Below are 23256 nucleotides of genomic sequence, written 5' to 3' on the forward strand. Positions count from 1 at the left end.
CGCGGCGGCGTGGTAGCAGACCGTCGCAACAACGGGCATGGCCGCGGTGACCAGCGCGACGCGTAGGTATTGCACCGCTGCCACGACCCGGTCATCGGCGCCGAGGTCGCGGGCGATGGCGACCAGTCCGGTCGATCCTCCGGCTACCAGCGCCAGTCCCCCGGTCAACGGGGTGACGTCCCGGTGCATACCGAGCAGCGCGCCGCCCGCGACGCTGATGATCAGGGTCCCGACGGCTACCGCGATGACGATCGGCCAGTTCGAGCCCAGCGCGCCGAACGAGATCTCGCGCACCATTAGCCCGGTGTACACGCCGATCACACCTTGGGCCGCCAGGCCTGTCGCCGGCAGCGCTTTGGGCGCGAACCGCGCCACCGACCAGGCGAAGACACTGCAGGTAACGGCGATGACGATGAGGTCGAACGCGTTCATGATGAGGTCCCTGTTCTTGTGACGCCGGCCGCTGTCGCGGCGTTGGCGGTGGTTGGCTTGAGGTCCGGGCGCTGCATGCTCTAGAGCCTCCAACAACCGCCTTGGCGAATTCTTGGTGAAAGCGGCTCAGTAGCCGGCGACCGCTTTCTTCACCACGGAGTTGACTTCGTCGGCCAGCAAGAACCGCTCGGCCACCAGCGCTTCGGCGGCCGCACGGACCGCAGCTGCGTAGTCGTCGCGGGTCGACCACCGTTCGGCGGCCGAGGGCCGTCCGGGCGGGAAGGGCAACTGGCTGCCGATGCGCTCGTAAAGGACGTCGGGCAGCTCGTCGATGTGGCGCCGGGGGTTCCAGCCGGTGAAAGCGGCAAGGGGCGCAGCGACCGCGGGCAGCCGGATGCCGGCCACCTCGTTGCCGTCCGCGTCTACCGCCGACACCAGGTCAACGAACGTTTCACCGAACTGCACGGGCCAACGTCCGACGCCGCGGTCGGCGTCGGGGCCCAGGTCGACGCGGCGCGCGTAACGCAGCGACGCGGGATCCGGAGCCGCGGTGTGGGAGAACATGGACAGCACATCCTTGCGGGAGACGGCGGTTCCGTCGCTGGTCCGCGGCACCTGGCTCGCCGGCGGCTCGACGCCGTCGGTAACCCACTGCTCCAGCGCGATCAGCAGGGCCCGGTTCACCGGAGTGACGTCGAGGCGGTGCACCGGGTTGGCGGCCGGCAGCGCTTCCTTGATCTGGCTGCTTCCGAAGTGGTCAGCGCCGGCGATCAGGTACGTGCGGACGTCGGGGTCCTCCGGCAGGTCCTCGCCGGTGTGCGGGTCCACGTGCAGCAGCGCACCGTCGCCGTGCCAGTACTCCGACGCGCTGTTGGTGAAGATCGTCTTAGGCACACCGCCGAGTTCGCGCTGGCGAGCAAGCAGGTCAGCAGCGGCGAACGGGGCAAGATTGCCGAATCCATTGGTCTGGGTGACCGACGGCTGCGCGAACCGGTGGTTGAACTCTCCGGTGGCGGCGCCGGCGAAGTCGCTGAACACGCCGTCGAAGACCGGCATTCCGGATTCGTCGATGTTCAGCCCCTCGTAGAGGAAGTGCCGTAGCAGCCGTCCCGACTGCGAGACGCCGTAGGCGAAGGTGTGGTCGATGCCGTCTGTCCGCAGGTGCGAGACGATGTCGCGGATGGCCAGCAATCCGCAGCCGGCGACCGGTGCGAGCGTGGTGCGGTACACCAGCTCGTAGGTGTGGAAGGGTTGGAAGCCGCCGTCGACCGCGACGTGCGTCGGGTCGGTGAACCGCCACGTCTCGCGAGGAATCGTGGTGGGCTCGGTGTCCGGAGAGGTGCGCACGGTCAAAGTGGCGTCGGGGTCGTTGATGTCGACGGTCGGGTAGTCGGTGAACTTGAACAGCACGTCGGCGCCTGGCACCGACTCGAGCTCCGGCGCCGAAAAGCTCAGCGCGTGAACATCACTGGCGTTGTCAGAACGCCATTCCAGGCGCATGAAGCCGGCCGGCACGTCGGCCTGGGGCGCGGTCAGGCCCAGGATGGCCGGCCCCCGCTGCACGTCCCACTGCCACCCGCACGACGCGATCGTCCATCCGCGCTCGAGCAGGAATCCGTTCTTGAACCACGGCGCGTAGGTGGGCACGCCGCGGTTGGGGACGACGAACAGCAGTTTGCCGTTGCCGCCATCGACCGGGCGCAGCATCCGCAGGTCCGCGTCGTAACGAACCAGCCCATCGTCGTCGCGGGGTGCGCGCTCGAGGTCGACGATGCCGTTGTTGGCGGGGCTTTCCGGGTCGACCGCGAAGTGGACGGTGGCCTCGACCCACTCGTAGCGAGTGTCGGTGTGCGGGTACACCTTGTGCGTCTGAACTGACTCTACGGTCATCGTCGGGCCCCCTTGGCGTGTCGTGGTCGGTACACGCACAAGGTTGTCGCGGCCCTCTTGGCGAATTCTTGGCTCGGCCTTGAAGGATTCTTGGCGACCGTCGCGGCAGCGTCAGACGCCGAGCATCGAGGTCAGGGGTGGACTCGGGGTACGCCGTCAACACGGGCGAGATTGTTTCGCGACAGCGCGCCTTGGCCGCGGTTGCCGTGCTGTCCCCGAGGGAAGTGGTGTGGCACGCTGACGCGCGGGCTGTGGCGCGGCTCTTCGTCGACAGTGAGAGTCAACCGCAGGATGCGACCGCCGAGCTGAACGAAGGCGCCGGGGTGCCAGGTCGTGGGCTGCCACGGTGTGAGTCGGGTCCAGCCCTGCTGCGCCGTTTCGCGCACGAAGACTCCGTTGGTGGAATTGCGGTCGACGACGACGACTTCTCCGTTGGCCACCCGGACCTCCAGGTGGGCCCGAGACATTTCACCGGTGTGATCGTCGATGCGGATAGGACGCAGTCCGCGTTTCGCGGCGTCGGACCCGTGCGGATCCCGGCCGATGACGACATCGCGGTCGAGTTCGAAGCGCGAGGTGTCATCCAGGACGATCCATCGCTTGGGCAGCGCTTTCTCGACTGTCTCTGCGGTGGAGAGGTTTTCGTGACTGGGAGCGGACACCGGCGCGGCCGGCGCGGAGGGAACGGCGGGCGCGGGCGCGGGCCGGGGGGCCGACGCGGCCTGCGTCGACCAGATCACCGCACCGTGTCCGGGCACGGTCCCTCCGGCGAGCTTGTACACCCCGTTGGCATCGGCCGAGGCCGGCCGCTGGCCGAAGTCGTCGACGGTGATGACGGCCGCTACCGCTGGCATGGGTACGGACTGGTGGAGTAAGCGTCCGCGGCCGTGTAGCACGGTCTGCCCCTGGGGGTTCTCGGGGCCGTCGTCGAGGGCAGCGGTGACACTGCCGCACAGCAATATCTCTAGCCCCGCCGCGGTGGGGATGATGATGCCGACGTCGACCAGCGTGCGCGTCCAGGTTGTTTCCCGCGCAACCTGCAGGAACGCACTGACCATCTGTTGCGCGTCGGTGCGCCGGACCATTTCGGTCAGTGCCGTCATCTGTTGTGCTGCAACGGATTGCGCGGTCAGCGGCGAGCGTTCGCGGTGGGCGACCACGATGACCGCACCGTTGACGTTGGCCACCAGGTGCTGACCGGGGATGACCTCGATCTCGCGCGGCGGCAGAGCGGGCGCGCTGGCCGACGGTTCCTCGGCCGGCAGCACGGGCGCCCCGGTCTCGTGCACCACCTCGGGCTCGCGCACCACTTCGGGTTCGGCTTCGGGCGCTTCGCTGATGCCGATGCGCGCGTGCAACCATCGCAGCGGGGGCGGCGCCCACCAGTTGAGGTCGCCGGCCAGCCGCAGGAACGCCGGCACCACGACGGCGCGAATGATCGTGGCGTCGATGACGACGGCCAGCGCCGTGCCGATGCCGAACATTTTCATGAAGGACAGTCCGTTGGCGAACGAGATCAGTGTGATCGTCAACAGCAGGGCGGCGCTGGTGACGATCCGGCCCACCCGGCCCAGCCCGATGACGGTCGAGGCGGTGTTCGACAACCCGGAGTCGCGGGCTTCCTTGATCCGGCTGAGCAGGAAGATCTCATAGTCGACGGACAAGCTGAACGCGATGGCGCACAGCAGGACCACCATGGACAGGTTCAGCGGCGCGGGTGTGATGCCCAGGACGTCGGCCAGATGCCCTTCTTGGAAGATCCAGACCATGATGCCCAGAACTGCGCTCAGCACAAGGAGATTCAGCACGAGCGCCTTCACCGGCACCACGACGCTGCCCGTGAACAAGAACAACAAGATGAACGTGGACACCGCAATCAGGCCGATCGCCAACGGAAGCTTGTCGGCGATGGCGGTGCGACTGTCGATCAGGGTGGCCGTCGGGCCGCCGACCTCGATCTGGTGGTTGGTCACCTTCGCCCGGATGTCGCGGACCAGATGTTGCGCGGTATCGGAGTCCGACTGGACCGACAGGTAGACGATCGCGTAGCTGGGGCCGGAAACGCCCGACGCCTGGGCGACCACCTGACCGTGTTCGTAGCGGCCGATGGGGCCGGTGACCAGGACCACCCCGTCCATGCGCGACACCTCGGGAGCGAGATTCTGCAACGCGCCGGCGTCATTGCGGGTGACCAACGTGACCGCCTGTGAGGGGTCCAGCGGGAAATCACGCTGCAGCGATTCGGCCACCAGGCGGGCGCTGGAATCGTTCGGCAGCGCGCGCTCGTCCGGGGTGGCGAATTGGACTTTGAGGAACGGAATCCCCAGTCCCAACAGCATTGCCACCACCGGTAGGGCGTAGAGCGTGGGCCGACGCGTCACCACCTCGGCGAAACGTCGCCAAAACAGCGAATCGGCCGACGGCGGAACCTTCCGGCGGATGACCGACAGTGAGTTGACCCGCTTGCCGAGCAGGGCCAGCAGCGCCGGCAAGACGACGATCGCGCTGAACGCCGACAGCAGAACGGTGGCGGTCGCGGCCAGTCCCACCGACCGCAGGAAGTAAGTAGGGAACACCAAGAGGCTGGTCATCGCCAGGGTGACGGTCGCCGCGCTGAACAGGATGGTCCGCCCGGCCGTGGTGACCGTGGCGACGATTGCCTGATGGTGTTGTCTGCCGTTGGCCAGTTCCTCGCGGAATCGCGACACCATCAGCAGGCCGAAGTCGATGGACAACCCGAGGCCGAATGCTGTTGTGACCGTGAGGGCGTGGACCGACACATCGGTGATCGTCGTCATGAGCAGCAGCACCGACAGCGTGGACACAATCGAGACGACCCCGACCACCACCGGGAGGACGGCCGCGATAAGACCGCCGAACACGATGACCAAGACGGCCAGCGAGATGGGCACCGCAATGCTCTCGCTGGTCTTCAGGTCGTGTTTGACCTTGTCGCGAATCTCTTGCTGCACGCCCAGCGCGCCGCCCGCGCGCACCGCGACGTTGGTGTCGTGGGGCAGGTTCGCGATGATCCGCTTGGCCGTGTCTGCCGCCTCGTCGGCGTTCCCGCCGACGTGCACGAGGATCAGTCCCGAGCGGCCGTCCTTGCTGACCAGGTCGCTGGCGTCGGAGTCGCCGAAGGCTCTGGTGACCTTTGCCTTGGGCTCGGCGGCGACCGCCCGCAGGACTCGGTCCTTCACCGCGGCGACCTCGGAGCTGTCGACGGTGCCCTCGCGAGGGAGCAGCTGGACGACCAGATTGGCGGTGGTGCCGAAGTGTTGATCCAAGAATTCGTCGGCTTGCGAGGATTCCGAATTCGGATCGGTGTTGCCGCCCGTCCCGAGTTTGTCGGACACTGAGCCGCCCAGTACGACGCTGATGCCGAGCAAGACCAGCACTGCCGCGAGCACCGATTTGGGGCGACGCACGGAGTTTTCGGCCAATCGCCTCAACATGTCAGCTGCCTTTCCCCGGTGATCGTCGCACCTCAGCAGTGTGTCGGGAAGGCCTTGGCGGTTTCTAAAATCCGACGACCCAATCCGGTCGGGGTGAAGCCGCTCAGTTGAGCGGCTCCCCGGCCAGCCACAGCCGCACCAGGCAGCGCCGTGCCTCCACCTCGGTAGCATCGACGAATCCGCGCCGGTTGTGCAATGTCGTGTAGTTGTCCGCGAACAGAACATCTCCGGGAACGAGGGTGAACTCGACGAAGTTGGCCGGGTCGTTCAGGGCGCGGTCGAACGCATCCAGCGCTTGGCGCTGGCGGTCGTTGAGCGGCTTACCGCCGCGGTAGTGGCCCAGTTCGATGTGCAGCCGGTTGTACCGAATGCGCACACCGTCGGGAGTGTCGGTGAAGACCGATCCGACAGTGATCGGGTCCTCCCCCGGTTCGGTTTCGTGCGAGCGGTCGAAGCAGAACTCCCCGTAAAGCTCGTCAACCAGTTCGGGTTGGGTCTGCAGCAGCGCGTTGTAGGCGGTGTGGCCGCTGACCATGACCGACTCCCCGCCCGACACCGACTTGCGCAGGCACAGCAGGCCGAGCACGTCGGGGCGGCTGCCGGCGTAAGCGCACGCCGAGTCGGTGTGAAAGATCAGTTCCGAGTTGGTCTTCGAGCCGCGGGCCTCTGCCACGGATTGTCCGGTGTCCTGCACCAGGTACACCCGGTCGCCCTGCCGGTTCTGCGGCTGAGGTCCGCCCAGGTAGGTGCCCAGGCCCCAGTACAGCATCGAGGCCTCCTCGTCGGTCCAGTCGTTCAAGGGAAGGCCGCGCAGCACGCAGAACCCCGGACCGAGACGCAGGCAGTGCCGGATGCCGCGAGCGATCTCGGCGAGTTCCGGCTCCTGAAAGTCCGACGCCTCGATGGTGTCGAGCCGCCGGCCCCGGCGCCGCAACCGGTCCCGGATCCGCAGGCATGCCTCGGCCTGTCGCGGCTCGACCGCAATCATGTAGTCGTATTCGCCCAGGCCGGCGTGGTCCCAGACCGTCGGTCCGGCCATCGGCTGCCGCCGAGCGCCTGACGCCGCTTGCGCCGCTTCGTTGGTCCGCGACTCGTTGTTCTCGACCAAAGTGGACATTTCTGCTCATCCCCTATCGTCCTGGCTTGCTTTCTATGAAGTTTCAATGACTGGTCTTGGAACTTTCTTGAAGTGCTTTCCTCCGGCTTCCCAGGCTTGACGGCACCGGCGGCATCTGCATAGTGTCAAGTACCTGATACTCAATATTGAGCGAGGTGAGCCGTTGTATTCACCGGAGCTAGCCCGCCCCTTCGCGCCGCACCGCCAACGCGCGTACGTCTGGCTGCTGTCGATCGTCGGAGCGGTATTCGTCTTCATGACGATCGCGGAGGCGACCGGATTGCTGCCCCCGACGCTCACCGTCGACGTAGCGGCCAACGTCATCTTCGGCGTTCCGGTGATCGTCCTGCCGCTGATCTTGTTCTGGAAAGCCCGCGGCGAACAACGTTCCCGCCTCGAGTTGGCCGCCGAACTCACCTTGATCTATGTACCGCTGACCATCGGCAGCCAGTTGACCTATGAGTTGCCCTTTCTCATCGGTCACCCGCTACATCTGTGGCACCCGACCACCGACCCGGGGTGGCGGTGGTTGTGGTGGCAGTACGGCCTGGCCGACACCCGCTACCGCAGCGACAACAACTGGATCTTCGGTTTGGAGTTCGGGGCGGTGGTGATCGGACTGGTCCTGGGACTGGTGTGGCTTCGGCTACTTCGAAAGGACCTGCCCGACGAGTCTCGGATCAAGTGCCTGTGGCTGACGTTCGTGGGCATCACGGTGTTGCTGGCCGGCACCATCGTGTACTACGTCTCGGAGATTCGCGCCGCGTTCGGCGACATCGGCCAAGGTGCCTACGGGCTGTGGTTCAAGTTCGTCGGGGAAAACGTGCCGTACATGATCTTGCCGTTCTTTGTGCTCTACGCCGTGTACCTGCAGGTCGACTACTTGACCAGACGCGCCGGCGCTCGTGGCGAGTCTTCCGCTGGCAGCGACGCCAGTTCCCGGCCCGCGGAGCCGTTACCCGCCTGATCGTCGCTCGGCCGGTGAAGTCGCCGCTCAGATCGAGGATGCGACGCCCACCGAGTCAGCGATGCGTTCAGCCGCCCAGCGCGTGGCCGCGATCATCTGATGCGGCGGACGTGCAGCCGAGATCAACGTGCACACCACGGCGATGCCCGATGAGGAGCCGAAGGGGATGCCCATCGCCACGCAGCTGTGATTGACGGCCACTTGACCGGCGTCCACCAGCGGGACGGTGGCCGCGAGGCAGTCGTGCGCGCGCCATTGGGCGGTTTCGGGCGGCACGTGGTTGCCGGCCCGGGCGACGAACCGGACGGGCGAACGGGCTTCCAATGTGTCGAGGTAGACCGGTCCGTCACCGAGATCCGCGGACAGGCTCACAGCGGCTCCGGTGATGGTGGCGAGTTCGGCCATGGGTCTGCGCGATGCCACGCGCAGTCTGGCCGCGGGGGTGACGGTCGCACCGAGCCGGAGCAGGCTCGCGCCCAACGCGTAACGCGATCCCTCGCGCCGGACGGCTCCGCCTTCGAGCAACTGCCGGAGCAAGCGATGCACGGTTGGATGCGGGATGCCCGATGCCGCACTGAGGTCGACCAGCCGCACCGGCTGCAGCTCGGCGACCAGGTCGAGGAGGATGAACGCACTTTCGACGACGCCCCGGTTCGGCGCGGCCGCACCGCCACGATCGGGCTCCTTGACGATCATGGCCCGCCTTTCCGACAGCGACCTGGTGGGCTCGCCAGTAGTCGACCACATGCACCCCTGCGCCCCGACACATCGTCCACTCAGCTGGCTATCGGATCAACTCCGGTTGATTGTCCATGTCCGGCAATACCTGTCAGTGGATGATCCCCTGGCGCAGGTAGCCGATCACTTGCAAGATGTCGGGCAGCGGCACGCCGTTCGCCGGCATCAGACCTGCTTGCCGCAGGACCTGCGCCTGGTCCCAGTAGAGCGTTTCGCTGGACATCGACCCGCCGCGGAACTTCACCACCACGACGAAGGGAACCTCGAGTAGTACACCCGTCGCCGGTACGCCGGGCAGCAGATGCGGTAGCTCACGATCGTGGGTGAGTTGCATGATGCACTCGTCGACCAAGATGTCGTCGCCGAGGGATCGCGCGACGACTTCCAAGGTCACATCGGGCGGTTGAGCCGGAATGAACACATCGGCGTAGTAGTGGCGCAACGCCTCACGCCCCGACGCTCCGCTCATCGTCGGGAGATGCATGACGCGCGCCTCGGGAACCATCGTCGACACAGTGAGATCGGCGTCCCTGGCTTCGAATTCGTAACTCGTGTGCCGCTCCCACAGAGCGACCATCGCGTCGTGGTTCGTCGTCGCCCTGTCCACCTCGGTCATGTGCTGACGGTAGAAAGACCTGCGTCGCACTCGCCAACCGATGTTCGGTGAGTGGACAAATCGCCATGGCAGACCTGAGGCACCACGCAGGCTTCCAACGCATTCTGGATACTTGTCCGATGGCGCACACCGACCTCGTCCTGTACCGCACCGCTGACCGCGTCGCACTCATTACCGTCAATGACCCGGACCGGCGCAACGCCGTCACCGACGTCATGTCGGCGCAATTGCGGGCCGCGGTCGAGAAAGCCGAAGCCGACGAAGCGGTGCACGCCGTCGTGGTCACCGGTGCGGGTAAGGCGTTCTGCGCCGGCGCTGACCTCAGCGCCCTGGGGGCCGCCGGTGGCGGCGGCGCCGAGTCGGGCTTGCAGCGGCTTTACGACGGGTTCATGGCGGTGGGCAATTGCACTTTGCCGACCATCGCGGCGGTCAACGGAGCGGCGGTCGGCGCCGGTCTGAATCTGGCGTTGGCCGCCGACGTGCGCATCGCCGGACCCGGGGCGATGTTCGACGCGCGCTTCCAGAAATTGGGGATTCATCCTGGCGGTGGTGCGACCTGGATGCTGCAGCGCGGGGCGGGACCCCAAGTCGCTAGGGCTGCTTTGTTATTCGGTATGCGCTTCGACGCCGAATCCGCCGTGCGGCATGGTTTGGCATTGCAGGTCGCCGACGACCCCGTCGCGGCGGCCCTGGAACTCGCCGCCGGCCCGGCCGCAGCACCCCGCGAGGTGGTATTGGCGACCAAGGCCACCATGCGCGCCACCGCCAGCCCCGGCTCCCTGGACAACGAACACCACGAGTTCGCCAAGAACACCGAATTGGGCCCGCAGGCCACTTCGATTCAATCGCCGGAATTCGCCGCGCGATTGGCCGCCGCCCAACGCAGGTAGTGCTGTAGCTACCTAGTGTGACCAGTCGACCGGGTACACCTGATGGCTACCGCGGAGCCCTTTGAGTTCCACGTCGCGCGGTGGGTCGAGTGCAATGTCGACCGCTCCGTTGATCGCGTCGCGGACGGATTCACTGATCAGGATTTCCCCACCGTCGGCCTGGCCGGCTACCCGGGCGGCCATCGCGACGTTGCGCCCGAACAGGTCGTCTCCCCGCCGGACCGAACTGCCCATGTGCAGGCCGATGCGCACCCGAATCCGGTCCCACCGCTCGGGATTTTCCTGCAATGCGCGTTGCACGGCAATTCCGCAGCGCACCGCTTGTGCCGCGTCGGCGAAGGCGATCATGAATCCGTCACCCTGCGTCTTCACCACGTGACCACCGTGAGCGTCGACCTGTCGGTGGATCAGTTTGTTGTGCCGCTCGAGTAATTTGACCCAGCCTCGGTCGCCCAGTTCCTCGTTGAGTTCGGTGGAGCCTTCGATGTCGGAGAAGGCGATCACCACGTCGCCGTCCGCGGTCAGCCTGGCCAGGTTGGGCCGTTCGACCTGAGCCCATCCGGCGAGGTCTTCGATTGAGTTACGGACCGTCGCGCCAATTCCTTTGTTGATCAAGGAGTCAGCGGTGCGCCAGGCAGTGCGCAGGGCAATCGGTGCGACTCCGGGTCGGCGCCGGCGCCGCGGCCGGTCTTCTCGAAGGCGCTGAATCGCTACTCGCGCTCCCGCCAATTGCCGCCGCGACACGACGAGCAGTACCCCGGTGGTGACCAGACCGGCGAATTCGGCGGTAGCGACGATCGCCCAGATGACGGCCGCGCTCACGAATCGCTGGCTGTGGGCTCGGATTCGCCGGCCCGCCGCAGCATCATCTCGGCGTGCCGGAGCACCGGCGAGTCCACCATCTGCCCCTCGAAGGCGAAGACGCCGCGTTCGCTGCGCGATGCAACGAGAACCCTTCTGGCCCAGGCGAGTTTCTCGTCGCTGGGCCGATATGCTCTGCGCACTAGGTCGACTTGGCTGGGATGGATGCAGACGGTGACGTCGAAGCCGACCGCTGCGGCGTCGTTGGCCTCTTCCTGCAATCCTTCGGTGTCGCGAATGTCCAAGTGCACCGCGTCCAGTGCCAGGCGTTCAAAGGCGGCTGCTGCCAATAGAACCGTCGACCGGACATGGCGGGCCACGTCGCGATAGCTTCCGTCCGCGCGACGGCTGGAGCTGCCGCCCAACGTGGCGACCAAATCTTCGGCGCCCCACATCATCGCCACGGTGTTGGCTGCGGCCGCAATTTCGGTCGCGAACAACGCCCCCCGCGGTGTCTCCACCAAGGCGACCACGTCAAGCGGTGCCAACGCCACCACCTGCTCGGCCGACTCGGTCTTCGCCAGCATCACCGTCGTGTACGCGGTCTGCGTCAGCGCCGCCAAGTCCAGGGCTTGCTCAGCAGTGCCACTGGCGTTGATCCGCACCACGGTACGTCCCGGATCCAACGGGGTGTCCTGAAGTGCTTGGCGGGCAGCGGATTTCTCGGCTTGGGCCACGCCGTCTTCGAGATCGAGGATCACCACGTCGGCGGCCGCCGCGGCCTTGGCGAACCGTTCGGGCCGATCGGCCGGACAAAACAGCCATCCCGGTCCGGCGGCGCGCAGATTCATCGGGCCCCTTCCTCGGTGGGCCGCTTCTGCACCAATGTCGTGCGAACGGCTCGGGCGACCACGTCGCCGTGTTGGTTGCGGCCGGTGTGTTCCAGGGTGACGATGCCTTCGCCCGGCCGGCTCTTCGATTCGCGTTTGCCGGTGCAGACGGTCTCGGCGTAGAGGGTGTCGCCGTGGAAAACCGGCTTGGGGAACGAGACTTCGGAGAAGCCGAGGTTGGCGACGATAGTCCCCAACGTCAGCTGCGCCACCGACAACCCGACCAACGTCGACAGGGTGAACATCGAGTTCACCAACCGCTCGCCGCGAAAACCCGGCTGCTCGGCCGCCCAAGCCGCGTCCAGATGCAGCGACTGCGTGTTCATCGTTAATGTCGTGAACAACACATTGTCGGCCTCGGTGACGGTACGACCGGGCCGGTGCAGGTATGTCGTCCCTTCCTCGAACTCTTCAAACCACAAGCCGCGCTGAACAATCGACTTCTCCGTCACGACAGACCCAGCGATCGCGCGATGAGCATCAGCTGCACCTCGGTGGTCCCCTCCCCGATCTCGAGGATCTTGCTGTCGCGATAATGTCGGGCCACCGGATATTCGTTCATGAAGCCGTAGCCGCCGTGAATCTGGGTGGCGTCCCGCGCGTTGTCCATTGCCGCCTCCGAGGCGATCATCTTCGCGATCGCGGCTTCCTTCTTGAATGGCTTGCCCGCCAACATCTTCGCCGCCGCTTCGTAGTAGGCGGTCCGGGCGACGTGGGCGCGCGCTTCCATGCGCGCGATCTTGAAGCTGATCGCTTGATAACGGCCGATCGGCTGGCCGAAGGACTGGCGTTCCTTGGCGTACTTGACGCTTTCGTCCACGCACCCCTGCGCTGCACCGGTGGCCAGCGCAGCGATGGCGATGCGGCCCTCGTCCAAGATGGACAGGAAGTTCCCATAGCCGCTGCCGCGGGCGCCGAGCAGGTTCTCCTCGGGGACACGGACGTCGTCGAAGGACAGCGGGTGGGTGTCGGATGCGTTCCAGCCGACCTTGTTGTAGACGGGTTCGACGGTGAATCCCGGTGTGCCGCTGGGCACGATAATCGTCGAGATCTCCTTCTTCCCGTCGCCGATGGTGCCCGTGACGGCGGTGACCGTGACCAGCGACGTGATGTCGGTACCGGAATTGGTGATGAATTGCTTGCTGCCGTTGACCACCCACTCGCGGTTGTCGAGGCGAGCGGTGGTCCTGGTGCTGCCCGCGTCCGATCCCGCGCCGGGCTCGGTCAGCCCGAAGCCGGCCAGCGCACGGCCGGCCACCAAGTCTGGCAGCCACTTCTGTTTCTGCTCTTCGGTGCCGAACCGGTAGATCGGCATGGCACCGAGGCTGGCTCCGGCCTCGAGCGTGATGGCGACCGACTGGTCGACCTTGCCCAGCTCCTCGAGAGCGAGCGACAGCGCGAAGTAGTCCCCGCCCATGCCTCCGTACTCTTCCGGGAAGGGTAGGCCGAACAGGCCCATGTCACCCATCTTCGCGACGATTTCGTACGGGAAGCTGTGTTCCTCATCGTGTTTGGCCGAGACCGGCGCGACTACGGTACGGGCGAATTCGGCCACGGTGTCGCGAAGGTCTTCGTATTCCTTGGGCAGCGTGCCCGCCGTGATGGTTGTCGTCATGATCAGTCCTTGCTTTCTGCTGCAGAGTCGTCGGCCGGAGTAAGCCGGGCCAGCACCTGATCGACCGTCACTTGGTCACCCTTGGATACCAGCACTTCCACGCGTCCCGAAACCGGTGCGGTGAGCGAATGTTCCATCTTCATCGCCTCGACAACCACGACCACGTCTCCCTCGGCGACCTCGTCTCCGGAGACGGCGGATACGGCAATGACGTTGCCGGGCATCGGGCTCACGACTTCGGCTTCACGTGTGCCCACCGCGCGATGGATCTTGTTCTCTTCGGCCTCACGCAAATGCCAGGTGCCGCGCTCGTCGGCGATCCATAGATGCCGGTCGGCCTCCGCCCAGCGGTATTCGCGGCGCAGGCCGTTCAGCGTTGCGTACAGCCGGCCCGGCGCAACTTCCGCACTAGCTGCCACTATTTCGTCATCACCGACTTGTACCGTCGCGGCCTCGGGCAGGCCCCACACCGACACCGTCTCAGTGCGCAGCGCGGTCTGCATCGCGGTGCGCACCGGCACGGTCACGCCGCCGACTCGCCAGCCGCTCGGAGTTACCCAGGGGTTGTCTGCGGCCCGACGGGCCAGGGCCCATTGCCGGTAGAGCGCCCCTGCGGCCAGTACGTCGTCGGGTGCTGCCTGCGGTGTGAAGTCGGCCAACCGCTCGTCCAACAGTGCGGTGTCCAGGTCCCCGGCTTGCACCCGCGAGTCGGCGAGCAGGAAACGAAGGAACTCGACGTTGGTCTGCACACCCAACACCGCGGTCTGCGCCAGTGCCTGATCGAGTCGAGCCAATGCTTGATCGCGGTCGGTGCCGTGCGCGATGACCTTGCTCAGCATCGGGTCGTAGTCACTGCCCACCACCGTGTCCGCCAGCAGCGAGGAGTCCACTCGCACACCAGGACCGGTCGGTTCCAGTGCCTGCAGCACCCGGCCTCCGGTGGGGAGGAATCCGCGGCCGGGGTCCTCGGCATAGACCCGCGCCTCGATCGCGTGGCCGTCGAGTTCGACGTCGTCCTGCGCGAACCCCAACTTCTCCCCGGCGGCCACCCGCAACTGCCACTCCACCAGGTCCAATCCGGTGATCGCTTCGGTGACCGGGTGTTCGACTTGCAGTCGGGTGTTCATCTCCATGAAGAAGAATTCGTCCGGCCGCTCGGCGGAGACGATGAATTCGACCGTTCCGGCACCGACATAGTCCACACTGCGGGCGGTGTTGCAGGCCGCCAGTCCGATCCGGTCGCGGGTCTGCGAATCCAGCAGCGGCGACGGCGCCTCCTCGATCACTTTCTGGTGACGCCGTTGCAGACTGCATTCGCGCTCACCCAGATGCACGACGTTGCCGTGCGTGTCGGCCAGTACCTGCACCTCGATGTGCCTGGGCCGCAACACGAATCGCTCTAAGAACAACGTGTCGTCACCGAACGATGACGCGGCCTCGCGCCGGGCGCTGACCAACGCCTCGCGCAACCGCGCCGGATCGTGCACCAGCCGCATGCCCTTACCGCCGCCGCCGGCCGACGGTTTGATGAGCACCGGGTAACCGATGTCCTCGGCCGCCGCGACCAAGTCATCGTCGGTCAGTCCGGGTTTGGCGACTCCGGGAACCACCGGCACGTCGAAGTCCGCGACCGCGTTCTTGGCGGTGATCTTGTCGCCCATCACCTCGATGGCGCGCACGGGCGGTCCGAGGAAGACCAATCCCGCGCGATCACACGCCGCCGCGAAATGCGCGTTCTCCGAGAGAAACCCGTAGCCCGGGTGAATCGCCCGCGCTCCCGTGCGCCGCGCCGCGTCGACGACCTTGCCGATGTCGAGGTAACTTTCGCGCGCCGGGGCCGGTCCCAACCGCACGGCGGTGTCGGCTTCGACGACATGGCGCGCTGCCGCGTCGGCGTCACTGTAGACGGCCACCGACCGTACGCCCAGCCGGCGCAGCGTGCGGATGACCCGCACCGCGATCTCGCCACGGTTTGCCACTAGGACGGTGTCGAACATGGCCTCACATCCTGAACACGCCGTAGGAGACCGGTGCGAGCGGAGCGTGTGCGCATGCTGAAAGCGCCAGCCCAACAACGGTCCTGGTGTCGGCGGGATCGATGATGCCGTCGTCCCACAGTCGCGCAGTGGAGTAGTACGGGTTGCCCTGATCCTCGTATTGCTCCCGGATCGGCGCCTTGAATGCGTCCTCCTCCTCGGGAGACCACGGTGTGCCGGAGGCGCTGAGCTGCTCGCCGCGCACGGTCGCCAGCACCGACGCGGCCTGCTCACCACCCATCACCGAGATCCGCGCGTTGGGCCACATGAACAAGAAGCGCGGCGAGTACGCCCGACCGCACATTGAATAGTTGCCCGCGCCATAGGATCCGCCGATTACCACGGTGAGCTTGGGCACGCGGGCGCAGGCCACAGCGGTCACCATTTTGGCGCCATGCTTGGCGATGCCGCCGGCTTCGTAGTCGCGGCCGACCATGAACCCGGCGATGTTCTGCAAGAACAGCAGCGGGATGTTGCGTTTGTCGCAGAGCTCGATGAAATGCGCTCCCTTGAGCGCCGATTCGCCGAAAAGGACGCCGTTGTTGGCGATGATGCCGACCGGGTGACCGTGGATGCGCGCGAAGGCGGTTACCAGCGTCTTGCCGTACAGCGCCTTGAACTCGCTGAATTCGCCACCGTCGACCAGTCGCACGATCACCTCGTGTACGTCGTAGGGCACCCGTGGATCCGGTGGCACGACGTCGTACAGCTCGGTCTGGTCGTGCTTGGGCGGCACCGATGACGTCACCTCCCATTGCCCGGGCGCTCGGGGGGCGAAGGTGGCGGCGATGTCACGGACGATGCGCAGGGCGTGTTCGTCGTCGTCGGCCAGGTGGTCGGTCACACCGGATACCCGCGAGTGCAGGTCGCCCCCGCCTAGGTCCTCAGCCGAAACGATCTCTCCCGTGGCGGCTTTCACCAGTGGCGGGCCACCCAGGAAGATGGTGCCCTGCTCGCGCACGATGACGGCTTCGTCGCTCATGGCCGGGACATACGCACCGCCCGCGGTGCAGGAACCCAGTACGGCGGCCACTTGTGGAATGCCCTTGGCGCTCATGGTCGCCTGGTTGAAGAAGATCCGCCCGAAGTGTTCGCGGTCGGGAAACACCTCGTCCTGCCGGGGCAGAAAGGCGCCGCCGGAGTCCACGAGGTAGATGCACGGCAGCAGGTTCTGCACTGCAACCTCTTGGGCCCGCAGGTGTTTCTTGACCGTCATCGGGTAATAGGTGCCGCCCTTGACCGTCGCGTCGTTGGCGACGACGACGCACTCACGCCCGGATACCCGGCCGATGCCGGTGATGATTCCCGCGCCGGGCGACTCATCGCCGTACATGCCGCCGGCGGCCAGCGGGGACAGTTCGAGGAAGGGGCTGCCGGGATCGAGCAGGCGGTTCACCCGTTCCCTAGGCAGCAGCTTGCCGCGGCTGACGTGCCGCTCGCGCGCGCGTTCGTTGCCGCCCCGAGCAGCCACGGCCAGCTTTTCGTTCAACTCCGCCACGAGGCGACGATGCTCGTCGGCGAACGACGGCGCGATGGTTGTCACCGGGTGGCCAGGTCTTGAAGGACAAGCGGCGGTTGGGTTTTCGCGACGACCTCTTCCACCGAGACGTCGGGCGCGGTCTCGATGAGGTGCAGGCCATCCTCGCAGACGTCGATCACCGCAAGTTCGGTGACGATGCGGTTGACACAGCCGACCCCGGTCAGCGGCAAGGTGCAGCGTTCGAGGATCTTCGGGCTGCCGTCTTTAGCGGCGTGTTCCATCATCACGATGACCTTGCGCGCCCCGTGGACCAGATCCATCGCTCCGCCCATGCCTTTGACCATCTTGCCGGGGATCATCCAGTTAGCGAGGTCTCCGGTGACTGAAACCTGCATGGCGCCCAGCACGGCCACATCGAGGTGGCCGCCGCGGATGATGCCGAAGGACGTGGAGGATCCGAAGAACGCCGCGCCGGGCAACGTGGTGACGGTTTCTTTGCCGGCGTTGATCAAGTCGGCGTCGACCGCGTCGGGACGCGGGTACGGGCCTACCCCGAGGATGCCGTTCTCCGAATGCAAGACGACGTGGACGCCGGCCGGGATGTGATTGGGAATCAGGGTCGGCATGCCGATCCCGAGGTTGACGTATTGGCCGTCCTCGAATTCCGATGCGACCCGTGCGGCCATGTCGTCGCGGCTCCAGGTCATCGCACCGTCTCTTTCTCGATTCGCTTGACCGGATTGGGCACGTGCACCACCCGATTCACGAAGACGCCTGGAGTGTGCACCGTCGCAGGGTCGATCTCCCCGGGCTCGACGAGCTCTTCGACCTCAGCGATGGTGATGCGCCCCGCCGGCGCGCATTCCGGATTGAAATTGCCCGCCGCGTATCGGTACACCAGGTTGCCGTGCCGGTCGCCCTTCCACGCGTGCACCAGGGCGAAGTCGGTGCGGATGCCGCGCTCGAGCACATAGGTCATGCCGTCGAATTCACGGGTCTCTTTGGTGGGCGACATCACCGCCACCCCGCCCGACGCGTCGTAGCGCCACGGCAAACCACCGTCGGCGATCTGGGTGCCGACCCCAGCCGGGGTGTAGAACGCCGGGATGCCCATGCCTCCGGCGCGCAGTCGCTCGGCCAGCGTGCCCTGCGGGGTCAGCTCGACCTCCAACTCACCGGACAGAAACTGGCGGGCGAACTCCTTGTTCTCTCCGACGTAGGAGGAGACGGTGCGGCGAATTCGTTTGTGCTGCAACAGCACACCCAGCCCGACGCCGTCGACGCCGCAGTTGTTCGACACCGTCTCCAAGTCCGTGACGCCGCTTTCGGCCAACGCCGCGATCAACGCCTCCGGGATCCCGCACAGGCCGAATCCTCCAACCGCCAGCGACGCCCCGTCGGGAATGTCCGCCACCGCCTCGGCAGCGGAAGCCACCACTTTGTCCATGCCGCAGCGCCTCTCGGAGATTTCAGTTAATGTCGATTAACTGGCGCCGAGGATACCATTCGGCGTCGCCCTCAGTCCAGGGCAGTAGGTCGTCGCTGGCGACCCGCAATAGAACCGGCGTGCTAAGTTAGTCACGATTAACCGAGCTGTCCAGGAGGCGTGCATGACAGCGTCCGTCCCGGACGGTCCGGTCAACCAGTCGGAGACACCAAATCGCCGCAGTCAGTTGAAGTCTGACCGGCGCCAACAACTCTTGGCGGCCGCCGAGCGGTTGTTCGCCGACCGCGGTTTCCTCGCGGTGCGGTTGGAGGACATTGGTGCCGCCGCCGGCGTCAGCGGCCCCGCCATCTACCGGCACTTCTCCAACAAGGAATCATTGCTCGTCGAGTTGTTGGTAGGCGTCAGCGCTCGACTTCTCGCCGGAGCACGCGACGTGGCAGCGAAGAGCCCGGACGCCACCGCGGCACTCGACGGGCTCATCGAGTTTCACCTCGACTTCGCCCTCAACGAGCCGAACTTGATCCGCATTCAAGACCGCGACCTCGCGCATCTGCCCCCCACCGCCAAGCGGCAGGTGCGCAAAGCACAGCGGCAGTACGTCGAGGTGTGGGTGGAGGTCTTGGGTCAACTGCACCCCGATCAGCCGCAGAGCGATGCACGGCTGATGGCGCATGCCGTCTTCGGCTTGCTGAACTCCACGCCGCACAGTGTGAAGTCGGCCGACCCGGTGCGATCGCGCGCCGTGATGCGAGCCATGACGATCGCCGCGTTGGGCGCCGCTGAGCACTGACGCGTGAAGCCGCGCGGGCGGCGCTGGCAAGATGGGTGTCGACGGCTACCGCGTCAGCAGCCCTGCACCGCGGTCCGACTGCCCAGCCTGAAGAAAAAGCCCAGGTACCCTGCAAACCATGAGGTGGACATGAGCGATCCGCGCCGCCACGAGCGGTACGGTCCCCCTCAACCGGGGCCGTCGCCCTGGTCGCAGGAGTATCCCTACCCGCAGTCTGATCCGGCCTACGCCGACCAGGCGCCGTACTCGGCTACCTACGGCGGCAACTATTCGCCCTGGGCGCCCAACGAAGCCGGCGCCACCCAGCAATTGCCGCCGTATTGGCAGCAGGACCAGGTGGCAGCCGGCGGACCACCACCAGAGGGGCCACCACCGCCCGAAGGACCGCGCACGCCGCGTTGGTTGTGGTTCGTCGCTGGCGGCGCGGTGTTGCTGGTCGTCGCGTTGGTGATCGCGCTGGTCGTCGCGAACATTTCCACGAAGAGTCAGACGGCAGTCGAGCCGCTGCCGCCCATGCCCACGCCGAGCACGACCGCTCCGACGCCGACGAAGCGGACCTCGCCGACCACGCCGAGCCTCACGCCGACGCCTACGACGACCACCGAATCAGGGGTTCCTGCGCCTACCGCGACCACCGGCCAAGGAGCCATGCAGACCGTCGTCTACACCATTTCCGGTGAAGGCCGCGCGATCAGCGTCTCCTACATGGATACGGGCAACGTCGTGCAGACCGAATTCAACGTGGCTCTGCCGTGGAGCAAAGAGGTCAGCTTGGCCAAATCAACCACCAGTCCGCCCAGCGTCACCATCATCAACATCGGCCACAACATCACCTGCTCGGTCAGTGTGGGCGGGGTGCAGGTGCGTCAGCGCACCGGAGTCGGCCTGACCATCTGCGACGCCCCGCTCTAGGACGGTTCGGCCGCGACGGCATCGCCATGGCGCGGCACCCGCACGGCCAGCATGGCGAGCAGGCCTACCGACAGCACCAGACAGATTCCGCCCAAGCCGGCGCGCACGGCGTTGAACACGTCGACGAACACCGAGAACAACCAGGGCCCTAGGAACGCGACGGCCCGGCCCGTCATGGTGTAAAGGCCGAAGGCCATGCCTTCTTTACCGTGTTGGGCCATCCGCAGCAGCAGGGCTCGCGCCGACGACTGCGAGGGTCCGATGAACAGACACAGCAACAGCCCGCAGACCCAGAAAGCCAGCGCACCGGACAGCGTCATCAAGGTGAAACCCGCGGCGAGGATGGCGGCCAGGGACGCGACGATGACCGGTTTGGAGCCGACGCGGTGGTCGACGAACCCGCCCGCCACCGCGCCCAGCGCCGCGACGGTGCTGGCTGCCACGCCGAAGATCAACACGTCGCCTTGGTTGAGGCCGTACACGGTTACGCCGAGCACCGCGCCGAAGGCGAATATGGCGGAGAGCCCGTCGCGAAAGATTGCGCTCGCGACCAGGAAATAGATGAGGTTGCGGTCGCGACGCCATTGCGTGGTGAGGTCCGCCCACAGCTTGCGATAACCGCCGAGCATGCTGGTCGGGTGCGACAGCTCAGCGGTATTCGGCAGCCGGTGGGCGACGAAGAGTAGCGGCAAGGCCATGATCGCCAGCCACGCCGCCGCCAGCAGCATGGCGGCTCGGACGTTGAGTCCGTCTCGGACGGGTAGGTGCAGCAGACCGCGGGTATCGCCGCTGCCGGCGATAAAACCCAGGTACACCAGCAGCAACAGCAAGACGCTGCCCAGATAACCCGCCGCCCAACCCAGACCGGAGATGCGGCCGGCGGTGTCCGGAGTCGAGAGCTGGCGCAGCATCGCGTTGTACGGAACGCTGGACAGGTCGCCGCAGGCGGCCGTCGCCGCCAGCAACACCAGACCGGCCCACAGGTAGCCGGGGCTGTCCCGGATGAAGAACATTCCGCAGGTCAATGCGACCGCGAGGCCAGTCAGGGTGCTCAGAGCGACGCGCCGTCGGTGTGGGGACTCGACCCACACTCCGAGGGCCGGGGCCAACACGGCGATCGTCAGGCCGGCGACGGCGCCGGCACGGCCCAGCCAGCTTGCCGGGGAGGTACCGCCGGGCATGCCCTCCCCGACGCTGCTGGTCAGGTAAACCGAGAACACGAATGTCGCCACGATCGCGTTGAGACCGGTGGAGCCGGCGTCCCAGAGCGCCCAGGCGGCTACCCGCGAGCGCATCGGAGCGGCCGGCTCTCGCCCACCCTGCATTTTTGCAGGGCCGTTCTCGGCTTTCGTCTGCTGATTTACCGGCTCGGTGAGGTGGTGTTCAGCTGAATCCGACTCCGGCTGACTCATGCCCGGCACTTTAGGCGGTTTGGTAGCGATCCGCTGCGCCCGGCTACCGCCGCGCTTGCGATCGCTACGAAGGCGGTTTGGTAACGATCCGCTGCGCCCGGCTACCGCCGCGCTTGCGATCGCTACGAAGGCGGTTTGGTAGCGATCCGCTGCGCCCGGCTACCGCCGCGCTTGCGATCGCTACGAAGGCGGTTTGGTAGCGACCCGCCGGGTCAACCTCCCCCGATCGCTACGATGGCCGCATGCCGATCCCCGCTCCCAGTCCTGACGCGCGCGCGGTTGTCACCGGAGCCTCGCAAAACATCGGCGAAGCGCTGGCCACCGAGCTCGCCGCCCGCGGCCACAGCCTGATCATCACCGCGCGGCGCGAGAACTTGCTCAACGAGTTGGCCGACCGGCTCTCCGACAAGTACCGCGTCACAGTGGACGTGCGACCGGCCGACCTCGCCGATCCCGCAGACCGCGCCAAACTGTGTGAGGAACTGGCCTCCCGACCGATCTCAATTCTGTGCGCCAACGCCGGCACGGCGACCTTCGGCCCGGTGTCAGGCCTCGACCCGGCCGGCGAAAAGGCTCAGGTGCAACTGAATGCCCTTGGCGTGCATGACCTTACGTTGGCGGTCCTGCCAGGGATGGTCAAACGCGGAGCCGGCGGCATTTTGATATCCGGCTCGGCGGCAGGCAACTCGCCCATCCCCTACAACGCGACCTATGCCGCCACCAAGGCGTTCGCCAACACGTTCAGCGAATCGTTGCGCGGTGAATTGAAGAACTCCGGCGTGCACGTGACACTGCTGGCTCCCGGCCCGGTCCGCACCGATCTGCCCTCGGCCGACGAAGCGTCGCTGGTGGAGAAGCTGGTACCGGAGTTCCTCTGGATCTCGACCGAACACACCGCCCAAGTCTCGCTGGATGCGTTGGAGCGCAACAAGATGCGCGTCGTACCCGGCTTGACGTCCAAAGCCATGTCGGTGGCCAGCGGATACGCTCCGCGCGCCATCGTGGCGCCGATAGTCGGCGCCTTCTACAAGAAGCTCGGCGGCGGGTAGACCCGCATCATCTGCGGCGGCGCCGTCCGGTCCCAAAAATGCTGCGAGTGATCTCGCGCACGCCGGTATTGATAGCGCTCTTCACCGTCGGGTTTTTCAAGACCTGCTCCCACACCGCGCGACCCTGCGGCTCGGCCGGCGCGGGCATGGGGGGCACTTGTAGGTCGTCGCCAGGCAGCGGATCGTAGGGGCCGCGCGGCGGCGGCCCTTCCTGCGGTGGTGCGGGCGCGTCCGGCGCGGCTTCTGGTGCGGACGCGTACTTCTCGTGCAACATCTCGTAGGCCGACGGCCGGTCGATGGTCTGGCCATACCGCGCCTGCAGTGGGCTGGCTTGGGCGGCGGCGCCGATCGCGTCCGTGCCGATGGCGGCCATCAGTGAGCGCGGCACCCGCATCCGGGTCCAGGCGACCGGTGTCGGCGCTCCCTGCTCGGATAGCACCGTGACGACGGCTTCGCCGATCCCCAACGACGTCAGCGCCGACTCCAGGTCGTACACATCGGTTTTCGGGTAGGTGCGGACCGTCTTGCTCAACGCTTTCTGGTCGTCGGGGGTGAACGCGCGCAGGGCGTGCTGAATCCGCGCACCCAACTGCGAGAGCACATCCTTGGGCAGATCGGTGGGTAGCTGGGTGCAGAAGAACACCCCGACGCCCTTGGAGCGAATCAGCTTGACGGTCTGCTCTACCTGCTCGAGGAACGCTTTCGAGGCGTCGGCGAAC

The 23256-nt window shown here is 66.4% G+C and carries 21 protein-coding genes; 5 read left to right on the plus strand and 16 right to left on the minus strand.

Annotated elements, in window-relative coordinates:
* The 4 genes from A9W95_RS02080 to A9W95_RS02095 all read right to left on the minus strand — a co-directional run.
* Positions 1–432, minus strand: a 432-nt coding sequence (locus A9W95_RS02080) for an AbrB family transcriptional regulator (RefSeq protein ID WP_172826528.1), incomplete at its 3' end; no start/stop codon positions are given.
* A gap of 126 nt (positions 433–558) precedes the next feature.
* Complete coding sequence (locus A9W95_RS02085; protein ID WP_067408992.1) at positions 559–2322, minus strand: alpha/beta hydrolase domain-containing protein; 1764 nt, start codon at positions 2320–2322, stop codon at positions 559–561.
* A 131-nt stretch (positions 2323–2453) separates the two neighbouring features.
* Positions 2454–5765: an MMPL family transporter gene (locus A9W95_RS02090; RefSeq protein ID WP_253851531.1), complete on the minus strand. Its 3312-nt coding sequence runs from the start codon at positions 5763–5765 to the stop codon at positions 2454–2456.
* A 115-nt stretch (positions 5766–5880) separates the two neighbouring features.
* Positions 5881–6894 carry a TauD/TfdA family dioxygenase gene (locus tag A9W95_RS02095; protein ID WP_067408994.1) on the minus strand — a complete coding sequence of 338 codons (1014 nt, stop codon included), beginning with the start codon at positions 6892–6894 and terminating at the stop codon, positions 5881–5883.
* Between the two features lie 163 nt (positions 6895–7057).
* Between A9W95_RS02095 and A9W95_RS02100 the strand changes: the two genes are divergently transcribed.
* Positions 7058–7861 (plus strand): emopamil-binding protein, encoded by an 804-nt coding sequence (locus tag A9W95_RS02100; RefSeq protein ID WP_067408995.1) that lies wholly within the window; start codon positions 7058–7060, stop codon positions 7859–7861.
* 27 nt (positions 7862–7888) lie between these two features.
* Here A9W95_RS02100 and A9W95_RS02105 read toward each other — a convergent pair whose 3' ends face one another.
* Positions 7889–8557 carry a helix-turn-helix domain-containing protein gene (locus A9W95_RS02105; RefSeq protein WP_067408996.1) on the minus strand — a complete coding sequence of 223 codons (669 nt, stop codon included), beginning with the start codon at positions 8555–8557 and terminating at the stop codon, positions 7889–7891.
* A 133-nt stretch (positions 8558–8690) separates the two neighbouring features.
* Positions 8691–9215 carry a nuclear transport factor 2 family protein gene (locus A9W95_RS02110; protein WP_067408997.1) on the minus strand — a complete coding sequence of 175 codons (525 nt, stop codon included), beginning with the start codon at positions 9213–9215 and terminating at the stop codon, positions 8691–8693.
* A 119-nt stretch (positions 9216–9334) separates the two neighbouring features.
* On the opposite strand from A9W95_RS02110, the gene A9W95_RS02115 reads away from it, so the two are divergent.
* The gene (locus tag A9W95_RS02115) at positions 9335–10105 is read left to right on the plus strand and encodes an enoyl-CoA hydratase (RefSeq protein WP_067408998.1); all 771 of its coding nucleotides are present in this window, start codon (positions 9335–9337) and stop codon (positions 10103–10105) included.
* A gap of 12 nt (positions 10106–10117) precedes the next feature.
* On the opposite strand, the gene A9W95_RS02120 is transcribed toward A9W95_RS02115, so the two are convergent.
* Genes A9W95_RS02120 through A9W95_RS02155 form a run of 8 tightly spaced genes read right to left on the minus strand, consistent with a single transcriptional unit; the run spans position 10118 to position 18374 of the window.
* Complete coding sequence (locus A9W95_RS02120) at positions 10118–10927, minus strand: adenylate/guanylate cyclase domain-containing protein (protein WP_067408999.1); 810 nt, start codon at positions 10925–10927, stop codon at positions 10118–10120.
* Positions 10924–11757 carry a CoA ester lyase gene (locus A9W95_RS02125; RefSeq protein ID WP_067409000.1) on the minus strand — a complete coding sequence of 278 codons (834 nt, stop codon included), beginning with the start codon at positions 11755–11757 and terminating at the stop codon, positions 10924–10926. Before A9W95_RS02125 ends, A9W95_RS02120 begins: the two co-directional genes overlap by 4 nt.
* Positions 11754–12263: a MaoC/PaaZ C-terminal domain-containing protein gene (locus tag A9W95_RS02130; protein ID WP_156745958.1), complete on the minus strand. Its 510-nt coding sequence runs from the start codon at positions 12261–12263 to the stop codon at positions 11754–11756. Before A9W95_RS02130 ends, A9W95_RS02125 begins: the two co-directional genes overlap by 4 nt.
* Positions 12245–13411, minus strand: coding sequence for an acyl-CoA dehydrogenase family protein (locus A9W95_RS02135; RefSeq protein ID WP_067409002.1), 1167 nt, complete (start codon positions 13409–13411; stop codon positions 12245–12247). Before A9W95_RS02135 ends, A9W95_RS02130 begins: the two co-directional genes overlap by 19 nt.
* A 2-nt stretch (positions 13412–13413) precedes the next feature.
* Positions 13414–15408 (minus strand): acetyl/propionyl/methylcrotonyl-CoA carboxylase subunit alpha, encoded by a 1995-nt coding sequence (locus A9W95_RS02140; protein WP_067409003.1) that lies wholly within the window; start codon positions 15406–15408, stop codon positions 13414–13416.
* 4 nt (positions 15409–15412) lie between these two features.
* Positions 15413–16990, minus strand: coding sequence for a carboxyl transferase domain-containing protein (locus A9W95_RS02145; RefSeq protein WP_067409004.1), 1578 nt, complete (start codon positions 16988–16990; stop codon positions 15413–15415).
* A complete protein-coding gene (locus A9W95_RS02150) occupies positions 16987–17634 on the minus strand; it encodes a CoA transferase subunit B (protein ID WP_067409005.1) in 648 nt (215 codons plus the stop codon). The genes A9W95_RS02145 and A9W95_RS02150 overlap by 4 nt, the downstream gene beginning before the upstream one ends.
* Entirely contained in the window at positions 17631–18374 is a 744-nt protein-coding gene (locus A9W95_RS02155; protein ID WP_067409006.1) for a CoA transferase subunit A, read from the minus strand. The genes A9W95_RS02150 and A9W95_RS02155 overlap by 4 nt, the downstream gene beginning before the upstream one ends.
* 163 nt (positions 18375–18537) lie before the next feature.
* On the opposite strand from A9W95_RS02155, the gene A9W95_RS02160 reads away from it, so the two are divergent.
* Together A9W95_RS02160 and A9W95_RS02165 are read left to right on the plus strand one after the other, a co-directional pair.
* Positions 18538–19164, plus strand: coding sequence for a TetR/AcrR family transcriptional regulator (locus A9W95_RS02160; RefSeq protein ID WP_067409007.1), 627 nt, complete (start codon positions 18538–18540; stop codon positions 19162–19164).
* Between the two features lie 129 nt (positions 19165–19293).
* Positions 19294–20076 (plus strand): MmpS family transport accessory protein, encoded by a 783-nt coding sequence (locus A9W95_RS02165; RefSeq protein ID WP_067409009.1) that lies wholly within the window; start codon positions 19294–19296, stop codon positions 20074–20076.
* Here A9W95_RS02165 and A9W95_RS02170 read toward each other — a convergent pair.
* The gene (locus tag A9W95_RS02170) at positions 20073–21401 is read right to left on the minus strand and encodes an MFS transporter (protein ID WP_067409010.1); all 1329 of its coding nucleotides are present in this window, start codon (positions 21399–21401) and stop codon (positions 20073–20075) included. The two genes, A9W95_RS02165 and A9W95_RS02170, sit on opposite strands and share 4 nt — an antisense overlap.
* A 329-nt stretch (positions 21402–21730) precedes the next feature.
* Between A9W95_RS02170 and cmrA the strand changes: the two genes are divergently transcribed.
* Positions 21731–22537 carry a mycolate reductase gene (cmrA, locus tag A9W95_RS02175; protein WP_067409008.1) on the plus strand — a complete coding sequence of 269 codons (807 nt, stop codon included), beginning with the start codon at positions 21731–21733 and terminating at the stop codon, positions 22535–22537.
* 7 nt (positions 22538–22544) lie between these two features.
* Here cmrA and A9W95_RS02180 read toward each other — a convergent pair.
* A partial coding sequence (locus tag A9W95_RS02180) for a helicase HerA-like domain-containing protein (protein ID WP_156745957.1) occupies positions 22545–23256 on the minus strand: 712 nt, incomplete at its 5' end.

The sequence above is a fragment of the Mycobacterium sp. 1423905.2 genome (assembly GCF_001673155.1).
Classification (GTDB): domain Bacteria; phylum Actinomycetota; class Actinomycetes; order Mycobacteriales; family Mycobacteriaceae; genus Mycobacterium.